At 69.1% G+C, this 18,995-nt stretch carries 19 protein-coding genes and 1 tRNA gene; 10 read left to right on the top strand and 10 right to left on the bottom strand.

Going from position 1 to position 18,995, the window contains the following annotated elements; translation table 11 throughout:
• Positions 1-121 precede the first annotated feature (121 nt).
• From mnhG to AC2DGY_RS15730, 7 genes are all read right to left on the bottom strand, one after another.
• The gene (gene mnhG, locus AC2DGY_RS15760; RefSeq protein ID WP_484510713.1) at positions 122-523 is read right to left on the bottom strand and encodes a monovalent cation/H(+) antiporter subunit G; all 402 of its coding nucleotides are present in this window, start codon (positions 521-523) and stop codon (positions 122-124) included.
• A complete protein-coding gene (locus tag AC2DGY_RS15755) occupies positions 520-789 on the bottom strand; it encodes an MrpF/PhaF family protein (protein ID WP_484510712.1) in 270 nt (89 codons plus the stop codon). The genes mnhG and AC2DGY_RS15755 overlap by 4 nt, the downstream gene beginning before the upstream one ends.
• Positions 786-1,376, bottom strand: a complete 591-nt coding sequence (locus AC2DGY_RS15750) for a Na+/H+ antiporter subunit E (RefSeq protein ID WP_484510711.1) — start codon at positions 1,374-1,376, stop codon at positions 786-788. The genes AC2DGY_RS15755 and AC2DGY_RS15750 overlap by 4 nt, the downstream gene beginning before the upstream one ends.
• Positions 1,373-2,929, bottom strand: coding sequence for a Na+/H+ antiporter subunit D (locus AC2DGY_RS15745; protein WP_484510710.1), 1,557 nt, complete (start codon positions 2,927-2,929; stop codon positions 1,373-1,375). Before AC2DGY_RS15745 ends, AC2DGY_RS15750 begins: the two co-directional genes overlap by 4 nt.
• Positions 2,926-3,471: a Na(+)/H(+) antiporter subunit C gene (locus AC2DGY_RS15740; protein ID WP_484510709.1), complete on the bottom strand. Its 546-nt coding sequence runs from the start codon at positions 3,469-3,471 to the stop codon at positions 2,926-2,928. The genes AC2DGY_RS15745 and AC2DGY_RS15740 overlap by 4 nt, the downstream gene beginning before the upstream one ends.
• Positions 3,468-6,407 (bottom strand): Na+/H+ antiporter subunit A, encoded by a 2,940-nt coding sequence (locus tag AC2DGY_RS15735; RefSeq protein ID WP_484510764.1) that lies wholly within the window; start codon positions 6,405-6,407, stop codon positions 3,468-3,470. The genes AC2DGY_RS15740 and AC2DGY_RS15735 overlap by 4 nt, the downstream gene beginning before the upstream one ends.
• Before the next feature lie 97 nt (positions 6,408-6,504).
• The gene (locus tag AC2DGY_RS15730) at positions 6,505-7,560 is read right to left on the bottom strand and encodes a LacI family DNA-binding transcriptional regulator (RefSeq protein ID WP_484510708.1); all 1,056 of its coding nucleotides are present in this window, start codon (positions 7,558-7,560) and stop codon (positions 6,505-6,507) included.
• A gap of 66 nt (positions 7,561-7,626) precedes the next feature.
• On the opposite strand from AC2DGY_RS15730, the gene AC2DGY_RS15725 reads away from it, so the two are divergent.
• The 3 genes from AC2DGY_RS15725 to AC2DGY_RS15715 all read left to right on the top strand — a co-directional run bounded on the left by AC2DGY_RS15725 (position 7,627) and on the right by AC2DGY_RS15715 (position 10,361).
• Complete coding sequence (locus tag AC2DGY_RS15725; RefSeq protein WP_484510707.1) at positions 7,627-8,856, top strand: MFS transporter; 1,230 nt, start codon at positions 7,627-7,629, stop codon at positions 8,854-8,856.
• A 46-nt stretch (positions 8,857-8,902) separates the two neighbouring features.
• Positions 8,903-9,598, top strand: coding sequence for an endonuclease NucS (gene nucS, locus AC2DGY_RS15720; protein ID WP_484510706.1), 696 nt, complete (start codon positions 8,903-8,905; stop codon positions 9,596-9,598).
• Positions 9,599-9,677: 79 nt separating this feature from the next.
• Complete coding sequence (locus AC2DGY_RS15715) at positions 9,678-10,361, top strand: HAD hydrolase-like protein (protein WP_484510705.1); 684 nt, start codon at positions 9,678-9,680, stop codon at positions 10,359-10,361.
• Between the two features lie 200 nt (positions 10,362-10,561).
• Here the strand turns inward: AC2DGY_RS15715 and AC2DGY_RS15710 are convergent, their stop codons facing one another.
• A complete protein-coding gene (locus AC2DGY_RS15710) occupies positions 10,562-10,765 on the bottom strand; it encodes a cold-shock protein (RefSeq protein ID WP_484510704.1) in 204 nt (67 codons plus the stop codon).
• Positions 10,766-11,061: 296 nt separating this feature from the next.
• Here AC2DGY_RS15710 and AC2DGY_RS15705 point away from each other — a divergent pair, with 296 nt between their 5' ends.
• Positions 11,062-11,547, top strand: coding sequence for a GNAT family N-acetyltransferase (locus tag AC2DGY_RS15705; RefSeq protein ID WP_484510703.1), 486 nt, complete (start codon positions 11,062-11,064; stop codon positions 11,545-11,547).
• 125 nt (positions 11,548-11,672) lie between these two features.
• Here the strand turns inward: AC2DGY_RS15705 and AC2DGY_RS15700 are convergent, their stop codons facing one another.
• Entirely contained in the window at positions 11,673-12,194 is a 522-nt protein-coding gene (locus AC2DGY_RS15700; RefSeq protein ID WP_484510702.1) for a MerR family transcriptional regulator, read from the bottom strand.
• Between the two features lie 263 nt (positions 12,195-12,457).
• On the opposite strand from AC2DGY_RS15700, the gene AC2DGY_RS15695 reads away from it, so the two are divergent.
• Positions 12,458-12,664, top strand: a complete 207-nt coding sequence (locus AC2DGY_RS15695; protein ID WP_484510701.1) for a hypothetical protein — start codon at positions 12,458-12,460, stop codon at positions 12,662-12,664.
• Positions 12,661-14,049, top strand: coding sequence for a dGTP triphosphohydrolase (dgt, locus tag AC2DGY_RS15690; protein WP_484510700.1), 1,389 nt, complete (start codon positions 12,661-12,663; stop codon positions 14,047-14,049). The genes AC2DGY_RS15695 and dgt overlap by 4 nt, the downstream gene beginning before the upstream one ends.
• 383 nt (positions 14,050-14,432) lie before the next feature.
• Here the strand turns inward: dgt and AC2DGY_RS15685 are convergent.
• Positions 14,433-14,516: transfer RNA gene (locus AC2DGY_RS15685), tRNA-Leu, on the bottom strand.
• 545 nt (positions 14,517-15,061) lie between these two features.
• Here AC2DGY_RS15685 and AC2DGY_RS15680 point away from each other — a divergent pair.
• From AC2DGY_RS15680 to AC2DGY_RS15665, 4 genes are read left to right on the top strand one after another with little or no spacing between them, the layout of a single operon-like run.
• The gene (locus AC2DGY_RS15680; protein ID WP_484510699.1) at positions 15,062-15,802 is read left to right on the top strand and encodes an FHA domain-containing protein; all 741 of its coding nucleotides are present in this window, start codon (positions 15,062-15,064) and stop codon (positions 15,800-15,802) included.
• On the top strand, positions 15,799-16,335 hold the full coding sequence (locus AC2DGY_RS15675; RefSeq protein WP_484510698.1) for an FHA domain-containing protein FhaB/FipA: 537 nt from the start codon (positions 15,799-15,801) through the stop codon (positions 16,333-16,335). Before AC2DGY_RS15680 ends, AC2DGY_RS15675 begins: the two co-directional genes overlap by 4 nt.
• 14 nt (positions 16,336-16,349) lie before the next feature.
• Positions 16,350-17,588 carry a PP2C family protein-serine/threonine phosphatase gene (locus AC2DGY_RS15670; protein WP_484510697.1) on the top strand — a complete coding sequence of 413 codons (1,239 nt, stop codon included), beginning with the start codon at positions 16,350-16,352 and terminating at the stop codon, positions 17,586-17,588.
• On the top strand, positions 17,585-18,994 hold the full coding sequence (locus tag AC2DGY_RS15665; RefSeq protein WP_484510696.1) for an FtsW/RodA/SpoVE family cell cycle protein: 1,410 nt from the start codon (positions 17,585-17,587) through the stop codon (positions 18,992-18,994). The genes AC2DGY_RS15670 and AC2DGY_RS15665 overlap by 4 nt, the downstream gene beginning before the upstream one ends.
• The last annotated feature ends 1 nt before the right edge of the window (position 18,995 follow it).

Genomic DNA, 18,995 nt, shown 5'->3' with positions numbered 1-18,995 from the left:
TTCAAAATTCAGGAGACACGCCGTAGCCGGGTGCGTCAGCACCCCTTTCGGCGACGGATCTCCTGAGTTTTGAACGCCAGATCGCCGCGCGCGTCCTGGGCGGGCAGAGTAGAACGCGGTATCAGCCGCCCGAGGCGGGCGGGGTCTCCCGCTCGCCGCGCAGCTCGTCGACGTAGAGGGTGGTGCGGTCGAACGTCGCGTTCCGGTACGCCTGGCGTCCCACCATGTGCGCGGACAGCGGCGCGGTCGCCAGCTGGAAGAGCACGATGGGCACCAGGAACGCCACAGCCGGCCACGAGCGCAGCGACAGGGCGATTGCGAGGCAGATCACGACGAGCCCGAGCACCTGCGGCTTCGTCGCCGCGTGCAGACGCGTCAGCACGTCGGGGAAGCGCAGGACGCCGATGGCAGCGACCAGGCACAGCAGGGCGCCGACGAGGATGAGAACCAGCGCAATCCCGTCCAGCCACGCGTCCAGAGGCGTGGCGGGGGTTTCGCTTCCGAGTGCGGCGAGCAGGATCATCGTTCGACGGCGTCCTTCCTCGCGACGAAGCGAGCCACCGATACCGACCCGAACACACCGACGGCGGCGATGATGAGCATGACCGGGAGCGAACGGGTGTGCTGATTGATGGCCATCTCCGCCCCCAGCACGCACATCACCTCCGTCAGCAGCACGTCGGATGCCACGGCCCGGTCGAGGATCGACGGCCCGACGACCACGCGCCACAGCGTCAGAACCGATGCCACGGCGAAGACGACGAAGATCACGATGAGCATCGCGTTCATGCGGCCCCTCCTCTCGACCGTCCGCGCACCACGTCCCGCGACGGCGCCTCCACGAGCTCCCGCTCCGCTCGCGAGCCGACCGCCCGGACGATACGCCGCTCGAACTTCAGCACGTGGGCGCGCTGCGTGACCACGTCTTCGTCTGAACGCACGCCGATCACGTGGAGGTACAGGACACGGCGCACGCGGTCGGCTTCGACGATGAGGGAACCGGGGATGAGGGATGCGGTCACCCCGACATGGGTCATGATCAGGTCGTCATCGGTACGGAGCGGAACCGCGATGATCGCCGCCCCCGGCTGACGGCGGAAGTCGAGGACCTGAGCCGAGACGATGAGGGAGCCGCGCACCACGTCGACGAGGAACGCCACGACGAACACGATCCCGTACCAGAGGTTCACCCGGCCCGACAGCTCCACCGGGGGGAGGCGGAAGACGCGGGTCACCGCGATGGCGGCGATGAGCCCCGTGAGGAACGCGAGCACGGTGAACTGACCCCACAGCAGCATCCACAGGGCGATCAGCCAGACGAAGAACGGCAGCTGCCGCCACGCGGCGTGCAGCAGATCCGTGGCCTTCCGCTTCATCCCTGCACCTCCTGCTCGACCTGAACCACCGAGATCGGCTCCAGCAGCGTCTCTCCGATCCGCGCGCACACGTCGTACAGCGGACCGGCGAACACGGTGAGCGCGACCGTCACGGCGACCATGCCCGCCGTCGCGGCGGTCATGATGCGCGGCGTGACGCGGCGCTCGGTCTGGACGCCCGCCGCGGGAGCCGAGCCCAGGTACTCGATGCGCGCCTCGGTCTCGGGGGAGTCCTCCTCCTCGCGCCAGAACGCGAGGTTCCACGCGCGCATCAGTGCGTACAGGGTGAGCAGAGACGTCACGATTCCGCCGACGATGAGCACGATCATGAGCGGCGTGCCGACCTCCGCCGCGGCGTCGAACAGGCCGTACTTGCCGATGAAGCCGGAGAAGGGCGGCAGGCCACCCAGGTTGATGGCGGGGATGAAGTACAGCACCGCGATCACCGGCGTGGCGCGCATCAGGCCCCGCACGCGCAGGATGGAGGTACTGCCGGCACGGCGCTCGATCAGCCCGATCGCCAGGAACAGGGTCGTCTGCACCACGATGTGGTGGACGGTGTAATAGATGGTCGCGCCGATGGCGAGGGGGGTGGCGATCGCGAGCCCGAACACCATGTAACCGATGTGGCTGACGAGGGTGAACGACAGGATGCGCTTGAGCTCGGCTTGCGCGAGGGCGCCGAGCACCCCGACGATCATGGTCGCCAGCGCCACGATGAGAAGCAGCGTGTTCACGTCGCTGTCGCGGAAGATCTGCGTCTCGGTGCGGATGAGCGCGTACACGCCCACCTTCGTCAGGAGGCCGGCGAACACCGCCGTGACCGGCGCCGGCGCCGTGGGGTAGGAGTCGGGGAGCCAGAACGACAGCGGGAACACGGCCGCCTTGATTCCGAAGGCCAGCAGCAGCATGAGGTGCAGCACGAGCTGCGTCTCCTGCGGCAGGTCGCTCATCCGCTCCGACAGCTGCGCCATGTTCACGGTGCCGAGCGCCCCGTAGATCACGGCGATCGAGGCGAGGAACAGGATGGATGACACCAGCGACACGACGATGTAGACCACGCCCGTGCGGATACGGGATTCGGTGCTGCCGAGGGTGATCAGCACGTACGAGGCCACCAGCAGGATCTCGAACCCGACGTAGAGATTGAACAGGTCGCCGGCGATGAACGCGGTGAAGATGCCTGAGGACAGGATCAGGTACGACGGGTGGAAGATCGACACGGGCGTGTCGTCGTCGCCGTCCTCGGCGCCCTGGCCCACCGAGAAGAGCAGAACCGCCAGCAGGACGAGGCTCGAGACGACCACGAGGAGCGCGGCGAGGCGGTCGACGTACAGCACGATGCCGAAGGGGATCGGCCACCCGCCGACCGAGACCACGAGCGGCTGGTCGGAGGAATGCACCACCACCAGCAGCACCATCGCGATGAGCAGGGTCGCCGTGAGCGTGGTCACCGAGACGGCCACCTGGGTCTTGCGGTGGCGCCCCGCGATCAGGGCCATTCCGGCGCCCAGGAGCGGGAGCGTCACCAGCAGAGGAACGAGAGCGCTCATCGATCGTCCTCGCCCTCGTCGTGTCGTCTGCGGCGATAGGGGCGGTCGGCCGGCGCGTCGTCGCGAATGGCGGCGACGTCGTCGCTGTGCAGGAGGCGGATGGGGGCGCTGGCCATCCCCACGAAGTCGGTCGTGGCGTCGTCGTCCTCGTCCTCGACCTCGACGTCCATGGCGTCTTCCTCGCTGGGGCGCACGCGGATCGCGACATCCTCTTCGTCGTCCTGCACGGTGTCTGCCTGGCCGAGCTGCCACGAGCGGTAGATGAGGGCGAGCAGGAACGCCGAGACGGCGAAGGTGATGACGATGGCGGTCAGCGTCAGCGCCTGCGGCAGGGGATCGGAGACCGCGTTCGGATCGTCCGACACCCCCGAGAAGGCCGCGAGTCCCGGGTCGCCCATCACGATCAGCAGCAGGAGGTTCGCGGCGTTGCCCAGCAGGAGGAACCCGATGAGCACCCGCGTGAGACTGCGCTCGAGCATCGCGTAGACGCCGCACGCGAAGAGCACGGCCATGATGATGATGAGGACGAGGGACGTGGTCATCCGGCCAGCACCCCCCGGGCGCGCATCTCCTGGGTCTGGCGGTCGACCTCGGCGCCGAGGCTCCGCAGGACGTCGAGCACGAGCCCGATGACGACGAGGTACACCCCGACGTCGAAGATGGTCGACGTGACGAACTCGATGTGACCGATCACCGGCACATCCGCCTCGATGACGGCGCTCGTCAACGGCGCCTGGCCGAAGAACAGGGGGATGACGGCGCACGCCACGGCAAGGCTCATCCCGGCGCCCAGGATGCGCCCGGCGTCGGCGGGGGCGGCCACGCCGAGCTCGTACCGGCCACCGGCCACGTACCGCATGACCAGCGCCATGCCCGCCACCAGGCCCCCGGCGAATCCGCCGCCGGGGAGGTTGTGACCGGCGAACAGCAGGTACAGCGACACGATGATGATCGAGTGGAAGAGCACCCGGATGATCACCTCGAGCACGAGCGAACGGTTCTCCGGCCGCACCTTCTGCCCACCCACCAGCCACGCCTGCGGGCGGTGGCTGGTGTCGGGCGTCCACGGACGAGGGCCCTCCTCGGTCTCCACGAGCGGCGCGCGTCCGCGCGCGCGCATGCTCGGCAACGGTGAGGTGAATTCCGAGAGGGTGTCGGCACGGTGGGTGACGAACACGAGAGAGGCCACGCCCGTGGCGGCGAGGATGAGGACGGAGAGCTCCCCCATCGTGTCCCAGCCGCGGATGTCGACGAGCGCGACGTTGACGACGTTCTGCCCATGACCGATCTCGTAGGCCAGGATCGGCCAGAGGTCGGAGATCGGCCGCTCGGTGCGGGCGGCGGTCGCCACGATGGCGACGAGCGCCATGGTCGCCCCCACGGCGATGGCGAGGACGGCCCGCGCCACCGGCCACACCGAGGCGTTGTGCTCCCCCATCCGCGCCGGGATGCGGCGGAGCACCAGGGCGAATGCGACGAGGGTGACCGTCTCCACGAGCACCTGCGTCAGGGCGAGGTCGGGGGCGCCGCTCGTGGCGAAGAGCACGACCATTCCGAGGCCCGTGACCGAGACCAGGACCACGCCGGTGTAACGCTTGCGGGCGTTCACGGCGAGGAGGCCGGCAGCGATCATCACCGGTGCCACCGCCAGCTGCACCGGCGTCTGCCAGGCGTCCAGGTCGGCGCGCCACGTCGGGGACGACAGCAGGGCGGTCGCCTCCGCGGCGACGAAGACGATGAAGATGGTTCCGACGTAGACGGGAAGCGACCCGCGTTGGGTGAGTGACGTGGTGAACACGGCCAGGCGAGCGATCGCCCGCAGGGTGACGTTGTAGACGTCGGTGGCGGTGAACGGCATCAGGCGCATCGTCGCGAAGCGGCGCGGGCGCGCGGTCACGGCGAACACGACGACACCCAGCGCGATCGTTCCGAGCGAGATCCACAGCGCCGGCTCGAAGCCGTGCCACAGGGCAAGGTGCGGCGCGCCCTCCGGGGCGGGGAGACCGGGGCTCGCCGCCGGCGCGGCCTGGGCGTAGGGCTGCAGCACCGCGTCCACCCACGGCGTCGCGATGCCGGCGACCACGGTGAGCCCGGAGAGGACGACCGGAGCCGCGAGGAAGCCGAGCGGCGGGTCGGGCCATTCCGTTCTCTCCCGGCGCGCGCCGTCGGCATCGCGCTTGGTGGCGAAGGCGCCCCACAGAAAGCGCAGGCCGTACGCGGCGGTGAGGATGGAGCCGAGCGAGACGCCCAGGAGGGCCACGAGGCCCCACGCGTCGCCGTGCGTCGCCTCCTCCAGAAGCGCGGTGAGCGCCCCCTCCTTCGCCACGAAGCCGATCGTGGGGATGATGCCGGCCATACAGGCCACCGCGATCGTCGAGAACACCGCGAGCACGGGCGCCTGGCGCCCTACTCCGCTGAGCTCGCCGATGTCGCGCGTGGAGAGCTGACGGTCGATGACGCCGACGACCAGGAACAGCGACGACTTGAACAGGGCGTGGGCGATGAGCAGCGCCAGGCCGGCCAGCGCGGCCTCCTGCGTGCCGTAGCCCAGCACGACGGTCAGGAATCCCAGCTGGCTGACAGTGCCGAAGGCCAGGACGCGCTTCAGGTCGCTCTCCCGCAGCGCCTGGAGGCCGCCGAGGAGCATCGTGAACACACCGAGGGAGATGACGATCGGCCGCCACGGTGCGGCGAACGCGAACACCGGCGCCAGGCGGGCGATCAGGTAGACCCCCGCCTTCACCATGGCGGCGGCGTGCAGGTACGCGCTGACCGGCGTGGGCGCCGCCATGGCTCCCGGCAGCCAGAAGTGGAACGGGAAGATCGCCGACTTGCTCAACGCGCCGACCAGGAGCAGCACGAGGGATGCGTCGACCACGGCGCCCGTGGGGGCGATCTCCAGGATCTCGGAAAGGCTCGTGGTGCCGGTCTCGACGACGAGGAGCACCACCCCGATCAGCATCACGAGGCCGCCGATGGTGGTGACCAACAGCGCCTGCAGGGCGGCACGGCGGCTCGCACCGCGGGTGTGGTAGTACCCGATCAGCAGGTACGAGAGGATGCTCGTGACCTCCCAGAACATCACCAGCAGGACGATGTCGTCGGTCAGGACGAGGCCGTACATCGCCCCGGCGAAGGCCAGGAGCACCGCGGAGAACTGCCCGACGCCCGCGGTCTTGCCGCGGAAGTACCAGCGGCAGTACAGCATCACGAGGGCGCCGACCCCCGTCACGATCAGAGTGAGCACCCAGCTGAGGGTGTCCATCCGCATCGAGATCTCGATCCCGAGCGCGGGGATCCAGTCGTATGTCTCGAAAGGAATGTCCCCGTCGAGAATCGCGGGTGTGGCGAGGGCCGCGTGCACGAAAGCCGCGATCGGAAGGAGCGCCGCGAAATAGAAGGCGCGCTCCCCGATGCGCGACACCAGCCACGGCAGAAGAAGGGGGATGAGGCAGAACGCACCGAGGAGCAGCAGCATCGCGCCCTCCTCGGGGTCGACGGGCGGGAGCGCCCGGGGCTCTCGGGGTGTCTCCTCCATCCTACGCGGCGGCTCGGCCGCCGCGTCGCCTGCCGAATCAGCGCGGGGAGACGGGACCCGTGGTGTTCCCCTCACGGAAGGCGCACGTGAAGAGCAACGATGCCGCCGGCGCCCCGTCCAGCATGGCCGCGACCGCATCGCCGGCGGCCCGGCCCTTCTCCGCCGCGGGCTGCACGGCGGTCGTCAGCTCGTACGGCGCGAGGCCATCGACCACCACTCCGTCGAAGCCCGTCACCGACACGTCGTCCGGCACCCGCAGGCCCGCCTCCTCCGCGGCCCGCACGATGCCCGCGGCCAGGAGGTCGCTCTGCGCGAGGACGGCGGTGGGCCGGGACGCACGCTCGGCGAAGATCACGCGACCGGCCGCCAAGCCCTCGTCGATCAGACTGGCACCGGCGGCATAGGCCGGCGCATCCGGGTACACGTCGCGAGCTCCGGCGAGGCGATCGGCGGCGACCTCGACGCGGATGTCGGCCTCGGCGGCGGCATCCAGCCACCCGGCGCGGCGGGCGGCCGTGGTGGGCAGGGTGACGATGGTGACGTCGCGGTGGCCGAGCCCCGCGAGGTGGCTGGCGAGTTGGCGCTGCGCCTCCCGGTTGTCCAGGCGGATCTGGGGCACGCCGGCTCCGCCGTCGCCCTCGATCACCACCACGGGCACGTTGCGGGCGCGCAGCACGTGCAGCGACTCGCGCATCCGCGCATTGCAGCCGATGAGCACCGCGGCATCCAGCGGCGTGGTGAGCAGGGACGGCTCCGCCCCCGCGTCACCGCGATCGCGCAGGAGCAGCACCCCGGCGCCCACGCGGGTGACCCCTTCGGTGAGTCCATCCATCTGCAACCGCATGACCGGATCGGAGAACACCGACCCCAGCCGCTCCTCGATGACCACGCCCACGATGCCCGAGCGCCCGCGCCGGAGCGACGCCGCCCGCGGGTCGGGACCGGTGTAGCCGAGCTGGGCGGCCGCGTCGAGGACTCTTTGCCGGGTGGCATCCGACACCGGCGTCCGACCGCTGAAGACGACCGACGCGGTCGACGGTGACACACCCGCCTCGCGGGCGACGTCGGAGATGGTTGCTCGGTGCGCGCTCATGTCGCCCTGATCGTACCCCGGGCAGGCATCGAATCGATTCGGCGTCGATTCTGTACTGTGGTGGGCATGGACGTCGACCTCTCCCGGAAGCAGCTCGCGCGCTGGCGTGCCGCGATCTTCGCCGTCTTCCTCGCGAGCGGTCTGAGCATCGCGACGTGGGCCTCGCGCGTGCCCGCCATCAAGTCGTCACTCGAGATCGACAACATCCAGATCGGCATGCTGCTCCTGGGCGCGGGGATCGCCTCGATCCTCGGACTGTCCCTCGCCCCCGTCGTGCTGGCGCGCGTGGGAGCGCGCAAAGGAATGCTCGGGGCGCTCCTGGTCGTCGCCGTCGGCGTGGCGCTGGTGGGCGCCGGCTCCGACGCCTTCCACTCGTACGCGCTCGTCCTGCTCGGTCTCGTGCTCTTCGGAAGCGGCAACGGCGCGGTCGACGTGATGATGAACGTCGAGGGCGCGGCCATCGAGAAGTACAGCGCACGGACACTCCTGCCGCTGTTCCACGCGTTCTTCAGCTTCGGCACCGTGATCGGCGCGGGGCTCGGGGTGCTCGCCGCCTGGGCGGATGTCGCCCTCTTCGTGCACGCGGGAGTGATCGCGGGAGTGATCGTGCTCCTGGCCATCGTGAGCGTCGCGAACGTCCCATCACGCGCGGGCGATGACGACGCCGAGGCCCCGCGGCCCGCGCGGCGCGAGCGGATGCACCATGCCCTGAGCGCGTGGCGGGAGCCGCGCACGTACTCTCTCGGCGTCATCATGCTCGGCATGGCCTTCGCCGAGGGCGGAGCGAACGACTGGCTGCCCCTCGCGGTCGTCGAGGATCACGGCGCCGACGACGCGTTCGGCGCCGCGGCGCTCGCCGTCTTCTCCGTGGCGATGACGGTCGGGCGCGTCCTCGGCGGCCCTCTCGTCGATCGCTTCGGACGGGTCGCCGTGCTGCGATCCCTCGCCTTCACCGCGGCCGCGGGCCTCCTGCTGTTCATCTTCGCCCCGAACCTCCCGCTCGTCTTCGTGGGGGCGGCCCTGTGGGGGACGGGCGCGTCCCTCGGCTTCCCGCTGGGCATGTCCGCAGCCGCCGACGACCCTGCGAAGGCGGCCGCGCGGGTGAGCGCCGCCGCGACCATCGGCTACGTCGCGTTCCTCTGCGGGCCCCCGATCCTCGGGTTCATCAGCGAGAACGTGGGGCTGCTCAACACGCTCCTCGTCATCGTCGGACTCATCGTCCTCTCGGGCCTGTTCTCCGGCGCGGCGCGCCCGATCGTCCCCGCGGGGAACCCCTCGGTGCGCGATGGCGCGTGAGGCCGCCGCGGGCCGGGTGGCGGCCGGCGCCGACTAGGCTCGTCGGGTGCGTCTCGTCATCGCCCGCTGCTCGGTGCACTACACCGGCCGCCTCAACGCGCACCTGCCCTTGGCCACGCGCCTCCTCGTCCACAAGGGCGACGGCAGCCTGCTCGTCCACTCCGACGGCGGCTCCTACAAGCCGCTCAACTGGATGAGCCCGCCGTGCACCCTCGTCACCGAGGCCCCGGATGAGGCAGACCTCGAGGACGGCGTCATCGAGCGCTGGCGCGTCACGCATGCCAAGTCGGGCGACGCGCTGGTCGTCCGCATCCATGAGATCGTCCACGACACCTCGCACGACCTGGGCGTCGATCCCGGATTGATCAAGGACGGCGTCGAAGCCGACCTGCAGCGCCTGCTGGCCGAACAGGTGGCGCTCGTGGGCGACGGCCTGACCCTCGTCCGGCGGGAGTACCCGACCGCGATCGGCCCCGTGGACCTGCTCCTGCGCAACCCCGAGGGCGGCACGATCGCGGTGGAGATCAAGCGCCGCGGCGACATCGACGGCGTCGAGCAGCTGACCCGCTACCTCGAGCTTTTGGGCCGCGACCCGCATCTGGCCCCCGTGACCGGAGTGTTCGCGGCGCAGGAGATCAAACCGCAGGCACGCGTGCTGGCCACGGACCGGGGCATCCGCTGCCTCACCCTGGACTATGACGAGATGAAGGGCACCGACTCCGGCGCCCCGCGCCTGTTCTGAACCCCGCTGCCGTACCCGGCCACCGCCGTACCCGACCACCGCGGGCCGACACCCCCTCCGGCCCCGATAGCGTTGTGGAATGCCGATGCGTTCACCCTGGTCATGCATTCTGTGGGATGTAGACGGCACCGTCGTCGACGCCTCGGAGGGAATTCTCCGTCGCCTGACCATCACCCTCGAGCATTTCGGGATGCAGCCACCCACGCGCGGCGAACTGTCGCGGTGGATCGGCCCGCCGATGTTCGAGTCCTTCCAGGTGAACCTCGGTATGAGCCCGGAGGAGGCGACCGAGGCCGTCGCCTTCTACCGCGGGCTCAACAAGGCCGAGGGCTATACCGCGAGCGCCACCCTCTTCCCCGGCATCGCGCAACTCATCGCCGACCTCGCGGCGGCCGGTGTGCCACAGGCCACGGCCAGCTCGAAGCCCGAGGTGCAGGTCGTCGCGCTCATGGACCACTTCGAGCTCTCGCCCTACTTCACCGCCATGGTGGGGGCAACGCCCGATGAGCGCACTCTCAGCGCGAAGTCCGACATCGTCGCCGAAGCGCTGCGCCGCCTGGCCGCAGCCGGCGCGGACGTGAGCCGCCCCGTGCTGATCGGGGATCGCCACCACGACGTGGAGGGCGGTGCGGCCAACGCCGTGCCCGTGATCTTCGTACGCTGGGGTTTCAGCTGGCCGCACGAGGCCGACGGGGCGCAGGCCGCGGTCGACGATGCCGGCGAACTCGCCCGCCTGCTCCTCCTGCCCGACTCCCCGGCGTAGCCCCGTTCAGCGGAGCTCGGGAGAGGGAGGGGCGTGGGCGACCACCCGGCGCGAGCGCACCGGCTCTTGCACGGGGTGCGACGGATGCCCGCCGCCCTCACCCTGATCGCTGCCGCAGCTCGCCGACACGGCCCTGAGTTCGTGCCCGGCGAACGCAGACGCGCGGCGCTGCCCGCGGGGGCAGGCGCCGCGTCGCCGCATCAGATCGGGCGGATGTTCTCCGCCTGGAGGCCCTTGGGGCCCTGTGCGATCTCGAACTCCACACGCTGGTTCTCCTCGAGCGAGCGGTAGCCCGACGCCTCGATGGCCGAATAGTGGGCGAAGACGTCAGCACCACCCTCATCGGGGGCGATGAAGCCGAAGCCCTTCTCGGAGTTGAACCACTTGACGGTGCCCTGACTCATTTGCGATGCCGTTCTTTCTTGCCGGCGCCGTGGTGCGCCATGAGAGCCACGGTAACGGTCGAGGCGCCCCGGCGCACGGGTTGGTGACACAAACGTTGCACGAGGGTCAGATCGTCACGGGGCGTTAACCATACGACGCCCGGGCCGAGCCATAGGCTCAAAGCCCGGGCGTCGACGGATCCCCCCGGATAGGCCACGCAAAGCGTGACTGCCAACACTCTACTGACAACTCCGGCCGCAGCGCGATAGCGAGTAGGAAACTCGTCGGAATGAGTCGTCCTCCCTAGGGTGACGGCGTGAGCCACATCGAACTGCGCGACCTGGACGACGACGATCTCGACGCCGTTTTCGAGGTGATGCGCGACGCTCCAGCCCCCGCAGGCGCCGCGTTCACGGCATCCGACCGCCACGATCGCGCCGCGTTCGACGCGTGGATCGACCGGGAGCGCCGCTCGCCGGATGTCTCGCTGTGGGTCGTGACCGAGAACGGCGGATTCGCCGGGACCGCGGCGGCGTACACCATCGACGGCAGCCGCGAAGTGACGTACTGGATCGCGCCGCACGCATCCGGGCGGGATGTGGGGACGGCGGCGCTCCAGTTGCTCGTGGCTCGCGAGGGCGAGCGTCCGCTGTACGCGCGAGTGGCGTCGGAGGACGCACCGTCGCTCGCGGTGCTCGAGCGCATCGGCTTCACCGAGGTATCGGGGTCGACGGCGTCCGCTCCCGACGCCGGTCGCGAGGTCGACGAGCGCCGCTACGCCCTGCCGCCGACGCTGGAGTGATCCGCCGGAGGCGAAATTACAAAGGCCCTTTGCCAGCCCCTCGTTGCTGTGCGAGGGGGACTACCCGAGGGCGACCATCTCCGAGGCGATCGACGACGTCGCCAAGCTGTCCGCCGGATGAGTGTCTAGCTGGCGGTCGCCGCACGCCCTTGGCGCGCACGCCGCGCCTGTCGTTGCTCGCGAATTCGCTCTCGGTCTACCGGCGCAGCCAGCGCCTCTACCTCGCGAGCCCAAGCGCCGAGCGGGAACGTAGTGAGCTGGACCACCGTCTGACGAATGAGCGCTTGACCGGTGCGACGGATGACGCTCAGCACGTTGCCAGCCGCATCCACCGTGAGTACGTCTCGCCCATCCCAAAAAAGCACGCTGTCCGAAATGGTCGCGCCCCACTCCCGCTCAAGCGTGGCCGCGACTTCCCGGACGACTCGCAGGGGGCAGCCGGCTTCCCGAAGCGCCTTGATCGCACGGACGGTAACGACGTCCCGGACGCTCCAGTACTGCACAGCGCGTTGCCCATCAGCCCCGAGGATTGAGGGAGCGCACAGCCCACCCTTCACCCAATTGGTGAGCGTCGACGGTGCGAGCCCGCACAACGCAAGCAGCTCGGGCGTTCCGACGCCCGGCACCGACGAATCTGCAAGCTCCACGGGCAACACCCTAGAAACTTCTAATCGCTAATACTAGGTTTAGCGGTTTTTGCGCGGCAGAATAGAACCGTGATCAGGCGGAAGCGACGTCACGAAGCTTGCACTAGCAGGACGTCGTTGGCCGCGATTACACTCAATGGATCGGCACCCGGCGAGAAGCGGCAGATCGTATCGCTGGGGTGCCAAAGGGACCGGGCGACACGCAGGCACGCAAAGGCTTTCTGATATGCGGCGTGTTACCGAAGGCAACTGATGGGGACAAAGTGACCACTGTTATCGAAGCCATCCCAGCCGAAAGAGTACTGCGCGACCTCGGCGCTGACTCCAAGGACGTGTCAACGAACGACTATCTCGAGGTACTGATGGAGGATTGCGGCCTCACGTTCGAGGCTGCACGCAACGAGTTATACCGGCTCCTCGAGTCCGGCAGCGTCGTGTTGACAGCCAAGTACAAACTTCGCATCCGGTGACTGCGAGCCGCGGCGCTGACGACCTTCGTCCATCCGGCAAGCACGACGACGACCCCTCCCATCGCTCGGGTTCGCATCGAGATCGAGACCGTGTCCTGTACAGCGAGGCTTTCCGCCGGCTTGGCGGCGTCACGCAGGTAGCGGTCGGGCGCCCGGATCTCGTTCTTCATAACCGGCTGACACACAGCCTAAAAGTGGAACAGGTCGGCCTGTCCATCCACAGCAAGCTCTCCGCTGCGTCCGATCTGACCGGGGTCGCCGATGCTCACGCAATCGCCGCCGCGTGCCTAGCTCACGACATCGGCCACCCGCCGTTCGGCCACGCCGGCGAGCAGGAGCTTGATGACATCTTAACTTGCGATGAGCACCGCTTGTCGCCCCGGCCGTATGCGGCGCGTAAGGACAGCCCATGTGAGACCGGCTGCCTCCTCGAAGACGGATTCGAGGGAAATGCGCAGACGTTCCGCGTTCTGACCGTTCTGGCGACCCACCGCGACCTCGAGTCGCTCCAGGGGCTCGACTTGACTTATCGCACGCTCCGGGCAGCGACGAAGTACCCGTGGCTTCGCGGCGAGAATCCCAGCAAGAAGGCAAAGTGGGGCGCGTACGACTGCGATGCTGCCAACCTGTGGTCGGTCACTGGCCAGGATGATGCCGTGCCGCTCGCGACACAAGACATAGCCCAGAGCCTCGATGCTCAGATCATGGACTGGGCAGATGACATCTCCTACGCCGTGCACGACATCGAGGACTTCTTCAGGAGCAAGCACATCCCGCTGGCCGACTACAAGCGGAACTCGGACCGGCTTGCGGAATTCCTGGCGTACGCCCAGAAGGCCGTGGGAAACCTGTCCGAGGAGGAGCTTGACGCATTGCATGAATTGCTCGCCTACTTGCCGCGAAGCACGTACCAGGGCGCCGCCGAGGATCATGCCAACCTGGATCGTGCGCGAAGCACGATGCTCACCCAGTTCATCAATGCCGCCACGCTTGTGAACGGTCGACTCAAGGTCGACCCGATACCCAAGCGCCTCAACTCGATCGTGAAGCAGCTCATCTGGTATCACGTTATCGATGCCCCGGAACTCGCGAATATCCAGACTGGTCAGCGTCAGGTGCTCCGTGAGATCTTCGAAACGCTCGAGCCTCAGGCGATGGGCGCCTACCACGTCGCTGCAGGCGATGATCCCGACGAGCAACTTCTTCGGCGCCTGCCCCAGGGTCTTCGCCGCGCAATCGACATCGGAATGCGTACCTCCCCGGCGTACACCCGGCGTCAGCGAGTGCACCGCGGTCTGATCGACTACATAGCGTCGTTGAGCGACGAGGACGCCTACCGCCACCACGCGATCCTCAAAGGACGTCGTACCGCCGGCGCACTCTAGGTCAGGAGATCCGAGGAACCGCTTCACAGTCGGAAGACGACGTTCTCTCGTTTGGCCACTGGGGCGAGGGCGAGGGCGCGGATCCCCGGAATGACCCCGTCACGCCGACGATACAAGAGAGGCCGTCGATCGGCTAGCGCAGTTACGCGGGAGCGACTGATGGGCGGCCGGAGTTCAGTTCACGGCACACCGCCCGGCACAGAAGAACCCCCGCCCGGAAAATCCCTCGGTCGGTAGATCGCTGCGCCGCACGGCCCCGCGACGCCCGTCACCTCGGGCCTTTCCGCTTAAGCCCCGAGGTCGACGCAGACGCCGCCTGCTGAGGAGCGGTCCCGTGCTGCCGAATGACGAAAGGGCCCCTTTCGGGACCCTTCGCCGTACTGTGCGCGAGGGGGGACTTGAACCCCCACGCCCTTGCGGGCACTGGCACCTGAAGCCAGCGCGTCTACCTATTCCGCCACTCGCGCGAGACGCAGCATCCTGCGTACTCAACCTGCCGAGGATATCACGGCTCCGCGCGCCACTCGCAAAGCCGCTACCGGGGTCACCCTGCGCAGAATTCAGGAGATTCCGGCATCCAAGCCACCCCTAGGGCGCCCCGACCGGCGTGTCTCCTGAGTTCTGAACGGCGGATGCCCGGCGCCGTGCACCAGCCGACACCCCACCCCCGGATGGCCGCCACCCCGCGCGGTGCGCAAAACTCAGGGAGATTCCGGTATCCAAGCCCCCCCAAAGGGCGCCTCGACCGGCGTGTCTCCTGAATTTTGAACGGCGGATGCCCCGCCCGGGGTCGGCGGCTCCCCGCGCGGCGGCGCCCCCGGCCGGGCGCGGCGGCTCCCCGGCGCGGCGGCTCCCCCGGCGCGGCGGCTCCCCGGGGCGTCGGCGGCTCCCCGGGGCGGAACGGCGGATGCCCCGCCCGAGGCCCGAATCGGCAGCCCAGGGCGGCGTCCATGGGTCCCCCAGGCGTGCTGACTACGATGTACCCACTGGTCTGCCTGCCTGAAGGAGTCTCGTGGGACTACTCGACAGTTTCGAGAAGGGTCTCGAGCGCGCTGTCAACAGCGCGTTCGCGAAGACCTTCCGCAGCGGCATACAGCCCGTGGAGATCGCCTCCGCCCTGCGGAGCGAGCTCGACAAGAAGTCCGCGGTGGTCAGCCGCGACCGCATCCTCGCCCCGAACACGTTCGTGGTGCACCTGGCTTCGGCCGACGATGAGCGGATGCAGTCGCTGGGCACGGCACTCGGCGACGAGCTCGACACCCTGGTGCAGACGCACGCCCGCACGCAGGGCTACTCCTTCGCCGGCCCGGTCACGATCACGCTGAAGCGGGATGAGTCGGTGGCCACCGGCACGCTGCGGGTGGAGTCCTCCACCACCGCCGGCACGGTGTCCTGGCGCGGCGTCGTCGACATCGACGGCCAGCGCCATCAGCTCACGAAGGCGCGCACCGTGATCGGTCGCGGCAGCGACGCCGACATCACGCTGCCCGACTCGGGCACGAGCCGCCGCCATGTGGAGATCCTGTGGGACGGCGAGCGCGCGATGGTGCGCGACCTGGGCTCCACCAACGGCACGCAGCTGGACGGCCGGAAGGTGACCGAAGCCCCGCTCCCGCCGGACTCCGCCGTCCGGATCGGGCGCACCGACATCGTCTTCCGCGTCGTGCCCCAGGCCGTCTCCGCACCGCCTCGCCGCCCGGCCTCCGACGCGACGCGCGCGTTCGGCGTGAACGAGGGAGGGCCCAGGGCGTGAGCGAACTCACCCTCCTGCTGCTGCGCATCGGATTCCTGCTGCTGCTGTGGTTCTTCGTCTTCGCGGTGGTGTACTCGCTGCGCGCCGACCTGTTCGGCGTGAAGGTGCGGAAGCTCCCCGAGCCCGCCGCAGCCGGCGGCCCGGTCCCCTCCAGCGGTCCCGGCGATGCCACCGAAGCCGTCAGCCGTCCCGCCCCGGCGAGGACCAGGGATGCGGCACCCGGAGGCAACGCGACCACGAGCACGGTCTCGCGCATCGTCATCACGAGTGGTCCGAAGGCGGGGGTCGAGTTGCCCCTGGGGACCGAGCCGCTGACGATCGGCCGCTCCAGCGAGTCGGCGCTGGTCATCCGCGATGACTACACCTCCAGTCATCACGCGCGACTGGTGCTGTGGGGCGACAAGTGGATGATCCAGGATCTGGATTCCACCAACGGCACGTTCCACGACGGCACCCGCGTGGCAACCCCGGTCCCGGTGAAGATCGGCGCCCCCATCAAGGTGGGCGCGACGACCTTCGAGCTGCGGAAGTAGCTCCCGGGATCCCCATGGTCTTTCAGGGCTCGAGCGCCGCCATCTCGCACACCGGCAAGGTGCGCTCCAACAACCAGGATTCCGGCTACGCCGGGTCGAACCTCTTCGTCGTCGCCGACGGAATGGGCGGCCACGCCGGCGGAGACGTCGCGTCGAGCCTCGCAATCTCACGCCTGGCGATCCTGGATCAGCCGTTCACCTCGACCTCCGAAGCCGAACGGGCGCTGCGCGACTCGATCGCCGACACCGCCACGGAACTCATCGAGACGGTCGGGCGTCGCCCCGAGCTGGCCGGCATGGGCACCACGGTGAGCGCACTGGTCATGGTCGACGACTACGCCGTCATCGGCCACATCGGCGATTCACGCATCTACCTGTTCCGCGACGGCGCGCTCACCCAGATCACCACCGACCACACCTTCGTGCAGCGGCTGGTCGACTCCGGCCGGATCACCCCGGAAGAGGCGCGGTACCACCCTCGGCGCTCGGTGCTCATGCGGGTCCTCGGCGACATGGACCCCGACCCCGAGGTCGACACGTTCATCATGCCGACCCAGCCCGGTGACCGCTGGCTGCTGTGCTCCGACGGGCTGTCGGGGGTGCTGGATGACGCGCACACGGCCAAAGCACTCGGCCAGGGCCTGGCCCCGGGCCGCACGGCCGACACCCTGCTCAAGCAGGCGCTGGACGGCGGGGCACCCGACAACGTCACGATCGTGATCGTCGACGTCGGCGGGCAGCATCCGCTCTTCCTCGGAACTCCGACCATCGTCGGATCGGCGTCGAATCCGATCGGCGTGGAGGTGCCGGCAGCCCGCCCCGGACGCAGCGGCTGGCTGCACCCGAACCGGCAGGCAGCGAACGAGCCGACCCACTTCGAACCGGATGCGGAGTTCCTCGAGGAGCTCATCGAAGAAGATCGGCGCCGCTCACGCCGACGTCGCGCCGGGTGGATCATCGGGCTGCTCCTCGTGCTCGCCGCCCTCGCCGCCGCCCTGGCGATCGGGTACAACTGGACGCAGACCCGCTATTTCATCGGCGCCGACGACGACACGGTCGTCGTCTTCCGTGGCATTCAGCAGTCGCTAGGGCCGATCTCACTGTCGACGCCACACGAAGACACGGGCATCGCGCTGGCCGACCTCCCCGACTTCGAGCGGGCAACCGTGGAGAACACCATCAACGCCCGGTCGCTCTCCGACGCCGAACTCATCGTCGAGCGTCTGCGCGTCACGGCGGAGAGGGACCGATGACCACCCCGCCGATCGCCCGCACCGCCCCGCCGGCCGACGGCGTGAGCGCCGACACCGCGGTGCTGCGAGCCCTCCGCCGCATCCGCGTCCCGCAGACCCAGCGCAACCGCGAGCTGGCGCTGCTGCTGTTCGCGCTCGTCCTCAACGCCGGCGCGGTGACTCTCGTCGATCTCGGCACGGGCCGGACCCCCGGCACGGATGTGTTCGTCTACGGCGGCATCCCCGTCGTCCTGGCGCTCGCGCTGCACATCGTGCTGCGACTGCGGGCGCGGGACGCCGACCCGTTCGTCCTGCCCATCGCCACGCTCCTCACCGGGCTCGGCATGGCGGAGATCTACCGCATCGACATCGCGCGCGACCACATGGGGTGGGATGCGTCGTCCACGCGCCAGCTCGTATGGTCGGGCATCGCGATCGGCGGCGCCATCCTCGTGGTGATCTTCCTGCGCAACTACCGGGTGCTGTTCCGCTACACCTACCTCTTCGGGCTGGGGGGCGTGCTGCTGCTGCTCCTCCCGTTCGTCCCGGGCCTGGGCACCGACCAGAACGCCGACGTGTGGGTGTCGGTCGGCGGGCTCTTCCAGTTCCAGCCGGGCGAGCTGGCGAAGATCGCCCTGGCGATCTTCTTCGCCGGCTACCTGGTGCGTACCCGGGAGAGCCTCGCGTCGGTGGGCACCCGATTCCTGTGGATGACGTGGCCGCGAGCGCGCGAGCTCGGCCCCCTGCTGGTGATCTGGCTCATCTCCCTCGGGATCATCGTGCTCCAGCGCGACCTCGGCACGGGGCTCCTCATGTTCGGCATGTTCGTGGCGATGCTCTACGTGGCCACCGGCAAGACCAGCTGGGTGCTCATCGGCGTGGTCCTCGCCGCCGCCGGCGCCTTCCTGGCATCGCGCGTGCTCCCCTACGTCGGCGCCCGCTTCGCCAACTGGCTGGATGCGTTCAACCCCGACCTGATCAACGGCAGCAGCTACCAGCTCGTGCAGGGGATCTTCGGCCTCGCTCAGGGCGGCCTCATCGGTACGGGGCTCGGCCAGGGCCGGCCCTATCTCACACCGCTGTCGCAGAGCGACTACATCCTCCCGAGCCTCGGCGAGGAGCTCGGACTCGCGGGGGTCTTCGCGATCCTGTGCCTCTATATGGTGTTCGCCAGCCGCGGCGTGCGGATCGGCCTGGCCGGTCAGGACGACTTCGGCAAGCTCCTGGCCACGGGCCTGTCGTTCACGATCGCACTTCAGGTGTTCATCATGGTCGGCGGCGTCACGCGCCTCATCCCGCTGACGGGTCTGACGACCCCGTTCCTCACCGCGGGCGGATCGTCGCTGATCTCCAACTGGCTCATCGTCGCCCTCCTGCTGCGCATCTCCGATGCCGTGCGCAGCCGACCCCGGGTGGTGATCGGTTGAC

The sequence above is a fragment of the Microbacterium sp. Z6_144 genome (assembly GCF_057197625.1).
This window is presented reverse-complemented; position numbering and strand designations above follow the sequence as displayed.